Consider the following 7328-nt stretch of genomic DNA (forward strand, 5'->3'; position numbering starts at 1 on the left):
CGCGCCCGAGGCCGCCAGCACCGCGAGCGCCGCCAGCGCCCCGGCCCCGGCGCGGGTCGCCGACGCCGGCCACGGCGCCCGCACCCCGTGCGCGCCGACGACCTCCACCACGTCGTCGTAGACCGGCGGCGCCGGATCGTCGTCGTCGGCCCGACACAGGAAGAGCAACTCACCTTCCACCACGTCCTGTTCGGCCAGCGAGGCGGCGGCCGTCAGCCGCCCGCCGTCGGCCCGCCGGAGCACCCAGCCGCCGTGCCCGAGCCCGCCGTCGGGCCCGGCGTCCTCGCCGGAGTGGCGCAGCAGCATCGGCAGCAGCCGGGCCAGCGGCACCGACGCCGGCACCGCCAGGTCCGCGCGGCCGGCCGGCCCGGCCAGGCCGACGCGGACGAACTCCACCTGCGGCGCCGGGGCGTCGGCCCCCGAAGCGGCCGGGTCCCGGTCCAGGTCCGTCGTCATCGCGACTGGCCCCCCTCCGAGACGGCGGCGGTGGCCAACGGGGAGTCGGCGCGCGCCAGTTGCACCGGCACCGTGCCCAGCCGGCGGTGCAGCAGCACGCCCCGCCCCCGCGCCCGCTCGGCCGGCTTGATCCCCCAGATCGGCATCTCGTCCTTCGGCACGCTCAGCAGCACCACCGGGAAGTTCAGCTCCTTCATCCGGCCGAGCACCGGTTCCAGCACGGCCCGGGAGGCGCCGCCGGCCTGCCGGGTGAGAAAGACGTTCAGACCCATCGCCCGCGCGTGCGGCAGGAAGTCCAGCAGCGGCGCGAGTGGGTTGCCGCGCGAGGTGGCGACCAGGTCGTAGTCGTCGACCAGCAGATAGATCTCGGGCCCGGTCCACCAGGAGCGGTCCCGCAGCTGCTCCGGCGTCACATCCGTGCCGGGCAGCCGCTTCTTCAATCCCTCGGCCAGCCCGCCGACGACCTCCAACGACCGCTCCAGCGTGGTCGAGTAGCTCATCAGGTGCGGGCCGTCGAACTCCCGCAGCATCGTCATCCGGTGGTCCAGCACGATCAGCCGCGCACGCTCCGGCGGGTAGGCGGCGATCACCTGGTGGGCGACGGCCCGCAGCAGCGAGGTCTTGCCCGACTCGGTGTCGCCGACGACGACCAGCCCCGGCTCCTCGCCCGGCGTCACCGCCACCGGGTCCAGCCGGTTGCCCTCGACGCCGACCAGCACGCCGGGTCGCCCGTTCGCCGCCGCCGTGGGCCCGGGGGCACGCCAGGTCGTCGGCAGCAGCCGCACCCGGGGCGCGCGCGGCCCCGACCACGCCTCGGCCACCCGCCGCACCAGCTCGCCGACCGCCTCGCCGAGCCCCTCGGCGGACGGCACCCCGTCCAGCCGGGGCACGGCGATCAGGAAGTGCGGCTTCTCCTCGGTCACGCCCCGCCCCGGTCGGCCGGCCGGGATGGCGCGCTGCGCGTTGCGGTCCACCTCCGAGTCCAACGCGTCGCCGAGCTTCAACTCGACCTTGGTGCCCAGCAGATCGCGCAGGCCCATCCGCATGTCCAGCCACCGGTTGCCGGTGACCACCAGGTGGATGCCGTAGGTCAACATCCGCCCGGCGACCGCCATCAGCACCTCCTCCAGCTCCGGGTAGCTCTGCCGCAGCACCGCCCAGCCGTCCACGACCAGGAACACGTCGTCGAAGACCTCGCCCTCGGCGACGCCCGCCGGCGCCCGACCGGCCCGCAGCCCCGCCATGGACTCCACGCCCAGCTCCCGGAAGCGCCGCTCCCTGGTCTCCAACAGCTCCAACACCTCGGCCACCGTGCGGTTGACGACCTCCGCGTCCAGCCGGCCCGTGACGCCACCGGCATGCGGCAGATCGGCGAACGGGAAGAGCGTCCCGGAGAAGTCCAGGCAGTAGAACCGCACCTCGGCCGGCGTGTGCCGGAGCGCCAGGCTCGCGATCAGCGACCGGACCGCCGTCGACTTGCCGCTGCGCGGCCCGCCGACGATCGCCACATGGCCGCCGGCGCCCGACAGATCCAGGGTGAACGGGTCGCGCCGCTGGTGGAACGGCCGGTCCACGACCCCGATCACCGCCGTCAGCGCACCACCGTCCGGCGCCGCGCACAGCCCCCGGCCCTCGCGCACCGCCAGCCCGCCGTGCAGCGCGTCCAGCGGCTCCGGCTCGTCCAGCGGCGGCAGCCACACCTGGTGCGCCCGCCGGCCGCGCCCAGCCATCCGCTCCACCATCACGCCCAGCACCGTCTCGCCCAGCTCCTCGTCCTCGCCGAACTCCCCGGGCTCCGGCGCCGGTTGACGCGGCCGCGCCGGCCGCTCCTCGACGGGCACCGGAACGTAGGAGACGGGGAACGGGCGCACGTTCGGCGCCCCGCCCAGCGCCCGGCCGCCCTCCTCGTCCTCGGTGCGGTGCGGCCCCGACACATAGGCCGCCCGGAACCGCTTCAGCGTCGCCGTGTCGGTCCGCAGATAGCCGTGGCCGGGCGCGGCCGGCAGATGGTGCGCGTCCGGCACCCCGATGGCGGTGCGGCTCTCCGCCTCGGAGAACGTCCGCAGCCCGATCCGGTACGACAGATGCGCCTCAAGCCCGCGCAGCCGCCCCTCGTCGAGGCGCTGCGAGGCCAGCAGCAGATGCAGCCCCAACGAGCGGCCCAGCCGGCCGATCCCCACGAACAGCTCCGCGAAGTCCGGCTTCTGCGCCAGGAGTTCGGAGAACTCGTCCACCACGATGAACAGGCTCGGCAGCGGCGGCAGGCTCGCCCCGCGCTGCCTGGCCCGCTCGTAGTCCCGCACCGACACCAGGTTCCCCGCGTCGCGCAGCACCTCCTGGCGGCGGTTGATCTCGCCGGAGAGCGCCTCCTCCATGCGGTCCACCAGCGCCAGGTCGTCCTCCAGGTTGGTGATCACGGCCGCCACGTGCGGCAGTTGGGACAGCCCGGCGAACGTCGCGCCGCCCTTGAAGTCCACCAGCACCAGGTTCAGCTGCTCGCTCGGATGCGTCGCCGCCATGCCCAGCACCAGCGTGCGCAGCAGCTCCGACTTGCCGGAGCCGGTGGCGCCCACCAGCAGGCCGTGCGGGCCCATGCCGTTCTGCGCCGACTCCTTGATGTCCAGATCGAGCACGCCGCCCTCGGCCGTGACGCCGATCGGCGCCCGCAGCCGGTCCCGCATCGGGCGGGGCCGCCACAGCGCGTCCAGGTCAAGCAGCGCCGGGTCCGCCACCCCGAGCAGCGCCGGCAACGTGTTGACCACGGTGGTCCGGTCCTCCGCGTCGGCGGCCCGCGCGCCCGCCTCCACCCGGAACCGGGCGATCCGCGTCGCCAACGCCTCCGCCTCGGCGACGCTCAGCGCGTCCGCCCGCCCCAACTCGTCGCGGCTGCCGGCCGCCAGCACCGCGACCCGGCCCTCGGCCACCGCCAGCCGCAGCCCGTGCCGCTCCGTCAGCTGACCGGCCACCGCGTCCCCGACGTCGAGCACCGTGACGGACTGGAGGCCGTTCGGGTCCACCAGTGCCTCGGCGCCGGTCACCAGCCCGCCGTCCACCACCACCAGCAGATGCGGGAGTTCGGGGTCGGGCTCGGCGTCCCGGCTGAACCGCGTCCGCCGCGTCAACTCCGCGCCCAGCCACTCCTCCAACGCCCCCAGCACCGGGTGCGCCATCCGCACCGGGCCGACATGGTCCACCTCCTCCGGATGGTGCGCGTGCGGCAGCCACTTCACCCACGCCCAGGTCGGCGCCTCCACGTCGCCCGCGCACACCACCACCCGCAGGTCGCGCGGCGAGTGGAACGTGACGGCGTGCGCCACCACCGCCCGCGCCAGCGCGCGCGCCGCCGCCGGGCCGCCCGCGCCCTCCCCGACCACCGCAACCGACGCGAACCGGCGCAACGCCACCGGCACCGGCAGATCCGGCACCACCGCGTGCGCGTCGACAAAGCGACGCAGCGCCACCGCGCACAGCGGGTCCAGGTCCTCCACCGGCGGGGTCTCGTCCACGGTCAGCGGCGTCGCGAGATAGCGCGGCCCCGCGCCGACCCGCACCACCCCGAAGTCCGCGTCGCCGCTGCGGCGTTCCCACAGCCGGCGGCTCTCCGGCACGCCCCACAGCGCGCCGGGCTCCGGCGTGTGCCACGTCATCGCGGCCCGCTGCGCCCGCGCGGTGCGCCGCACCTCGGCGCGGGTCGCCTCCAGGTACCGCAGATACGCGCGCCGCTCGTTGCGCGCCTGACTCCGGGCGGTGGACCGCTGGCGGACCACCGAACCGACGACCATCGCCAGGCAGGAGACGAGGAACATCGTGCCGACGATGTAGCCGATGGGCCCCCGGCCCATCGTCAGCATGTACAGCACCGAGCCGAGCCCGCTGAGCGCGGGCAACGCGGTCATCCACGCGTTCGCGTCCTCCGGCTCCGGCAGCCGGGGCGGCGCGCGGAGCACCAGCTCCCTCTCGGGAACGGTGGGCGCCGGCACGCGGGGCGGGCGCCGGAAGGCGGTGGTGGGGGAGGAGGTCATGAGGGAGCCGGACGGTAGCCGCTGTCGAACGACTGCCTCGCAACCGGCGCGTGTTCCCCGAGGATGTCCTCGGCCGCCTCGTAGGCCTCCGGGAGGTTGTAGCCGGAGCGACCGGGATCGAGGTCGGGAGGTACCCTGCCCCCGTTGAGGGTGCCCGCCCTGATGCCGGCCAGGGCGATGGCTATCTTGCCCTCCATCTGGCTCTCGGTGACGCTTCTTCGGGCCGCCACTCTGTTCTTCTCGTCGACCTCTGCCGCGTTCTTCTCGATCTGGGTGTCCGCTTCCATGCCAACGATCGTGCTGGGAACCGAGCCGTAGGGCAGCAACCCGGCAAGGTCGGAGAGTTTCTTGACGCTGCTCCAAGTCGTGCTTGGCGACTCCGATTCCCTCTGCGTCTCCGCCACGGTGGCCTGAATGGACCCGATTCTCGTGAAGTCGCTGGAATTCGTGTTCATGCGGGACTCCTGGAAGTTCTTCAGCGCGGTGTCGTACTGCCAGCCGGCGACATCGCCGAAAAACTCCTCTTTGACGGGCCCGCTCGTGGAGTTCATCATCTCGAAGAGAGCGCTGCGCTCCTCCATGCTGAGCTGGAACCGCCAGGGGTCGTCACCTCGGGGAGGCAACAGTCGCGTGTCCCCGGGCGTGGAAGTGCTCACCATGTCCATGTAGTTGACCGCCGTGGCACCGATGGCCCGGTGCATGGCGTCCAGATCCCTGCCGCGCACGCCACCGTTCAGGGAGGACTCGGCGCCGCCCAGGGGAAGCCCCGTCTGGAGGACCTGTTCCTTCATCCGCGCCGCTGTCTGGAGGACGTTGCGGCCCGCCTCGACATGCCTGCGGGCCTCGGGGTCCGAGGGATCGACGCCGCTGGGGATGGTGGTCCCGCTGGTGATCAATGCTCCCGCCCCGTCACTGACATCCCACCCCTGGGTCATCAGATCCCGGCGGAACTCCCGCTCGTTGAGCAGCTCAGCGGACGCCACCGAGTTTTGGGCCACCGCCTCGAGTACGCCGCTGCTGCCGCGGTTGATCATGCTGGAGCGTTCCGAGTGGGTCAGCCCGATTCCCGCACCCGCGGACTTCTCGTACTCCAGGGCGGCGCGTGCCAGACTCTTGGAGGAGGCGAGGTCGGTGGCGACGGTCGCCTCACCCATGAGTCCCCCGAAGCCGTTGAATTCGATGAGTGCGTTTCGCCCCAGGCCCCTCGGCGGGCCGTCGATGAAGTGCTGGATGGACGCCGGAACCTCGTTCGGATCCACCGGTCGGGTGCCGCGTGGGCCAAGGCCGCCGATATCCTCGTTCAGCAGCATCATGATGCCGTTGGCGACGCTCTGCTTCACGTTCACGGGGTTTCCGACCCGCAGTGGGTCCCCTCCCATGGGAATGTTTCCCAGGGTGGCGAGTGATTTCGCGTCGATGCCGTGGAAGAACCGCTTCAGGTACTCCAGTTCCTCGCCGGTCAGGTTCCTCGGATTCCTGCTGGGACGCGTTGGATCCTCGTAGACGCCCTCGGCGATGGAGCGCAGGACAGCCGTGTAGCGTTCCAGCAGGTGGCGGTCCGGATGCTCCTTCCCCAGAGCCTCCTTGAGCGCGCTGGCGGCGTAGCGGGCCATGTCGGGGGTCATGACGAGCTTGAACGGGCTTTCGCTCAACTCGTAGCCGAGTTCGGCGAGTTCGGCGGCCTCGCCCATCAGCTTGTGGCGGTAGTGCTCGATCGCGTCCTTGATCTTGGTCTCGGAGTCCCTCGCCTTCTCGACCGCCTTCGCCAGGTACTTTTCCCTGATCGCGTCGGGCACGCGCTGCGGCAGCGTCCACGCCCCGCCGCCGTCGCTGACCGCGACGACCACCTCGCCGTCGGGACCGGGGACGCTGGGTGGCCCGGCGGCCCGGTGGCTGGCGACTGCCGTCCTCAGCGCCGCGTCCCACGCGGCCCATTCCTTGCGCGCCTGATCCCTGAAGTGCTCAAGCTTGTCGTTGGTCCAGTAGACCCACCCGTGCGCGTACTTCTCCGCGTCGATGGCGTGGTTCATGCCCCGGATGATGTGCCGCACCACCGAGTCGACGTCCCGGCCGCCGCGTTGCAGTCCCCGGTGGGTCTCGTTGAACCGGCCGTCGGGGTTGACCAGCGGCGCGCCGTTCAGGTTGCCGGCGTCGCGGGAGATCCGGGTGGCGCGGCCGGCGAGGGCGTCCACGTTTCTCGCCTCGGCCGCCGCCCGCGCGTACGCGGCGGCGGTGTCCGACATCGACTCGGTGTCGAGTTCCTCGGAGAACTTCTGCTGCGTGGTCCAGGGCCTCGCCCCCTTCGCCTCCACGTCGCGATAGCCGAACAGCCGCAACTCCGCCATCTCGCCCCCTCGTTCCGTCCCTCGTTCCCCTTGTTGCGCTAGATCGCGTCCGCGACGCCCCGGTCCACCGGGGTGGTGACGGTGACCCGGGACAGGGCCTGGGCGGCGGCGGTGTCCATGCCCTCGCCGGTGGCGGCGACGGTGCGGTCGGCCTGGGCCATGTGGGTGCGGCCCTCGGCGGCCTGCGTGATGCCGCGCGCCTGGGCGTCGCGGGTGCTGGTCAGCGCCTTCGGGAACGCGTCGGCGCCCGCGTAGCCGGCCGTGTTGACCGGCACCCGGCCCAGGTAGCGGGCGGCGCCCTCCGCCGCGTCGGCGGTCTCCGCGTTGCCCCGGGCGCCCTCGCGGAAGCCCTCGGGGAGGTAGTACAGACCGTCGGTGCTCACTGAGTATCTCCTTGTCGCCTGCTGGTCGTTGGGTGCGCGGCCCGGCTACTCGCCGAGCACGCCCCGGGTGGCGTTGCCGCGCGGCGCCCATACGGACGGGTCCTCGGCGAGGTCGCCGGGCC

General features: G+C 72.9%; 4 protein-coding genes. All 4 read right to left on the bottom strand.

What is annotated here, in order from left to right:
- A partial coding sequence (locus tag EBN88_RS27125; protein ID WP_199742503.1) for an EsaB/YukD family protein occupies nt 1-456 on the bottom strand: 456 nt, incomplete at its 3' end.
- Complete coding sequence (gene eccCa, locus EBN88_RS27130; RefSeq protein ID WP_122399687.1) at nt 453-4478, bottom strand: type VII secretion protein EccCa; 4026 nt, start codon at nt 4476-4478, stop codon at nt 453-455. The genes eccCa and EBN88_RS27125, both read right to left, overlap by 4 nt.
- Nucleotides 4475-6823 carry a TPR repeat region-containing protein gene (locus tag EBN88_RS27135; RefSeq protein ID WP_122399688.1) on the bottom strand — a complete coding sequence of 783 codons (2349 nt, stop codon included), beginning with the start codon at nt 6821-6823 and terminating at the stop codon, nt 4475-4477. Before EBN88_RS27135 ends, eccCa begins: the two co-directional genes overlap by 4 nt.
- Before the next feature lie 38 nt (nt 6824-6861).
- Nucleotides 6862-7206: a hypothetical protein gene (locus EBN88_RS27140; protein WP_122399689.1), complete on the bottom strand. Its 345-nt coding sequence runs from the start codon at nt 7204-7206 to the stop codon at nt 6862-6864.
- Between the last annotated feature and the right edge of the window lie 122 nt (nt 7207-7328).

It is taken from the genome of Streptomyces triticirhizae (assembly GCF_003696235.1).
GTDB classification, from domain to species: domain Bacteria; phylum Actinomycetota; class Actinomycetes; order Streptomycetales; family Streptomycetaceae; genus Streptomyces; species Streptomyces triticirhizae.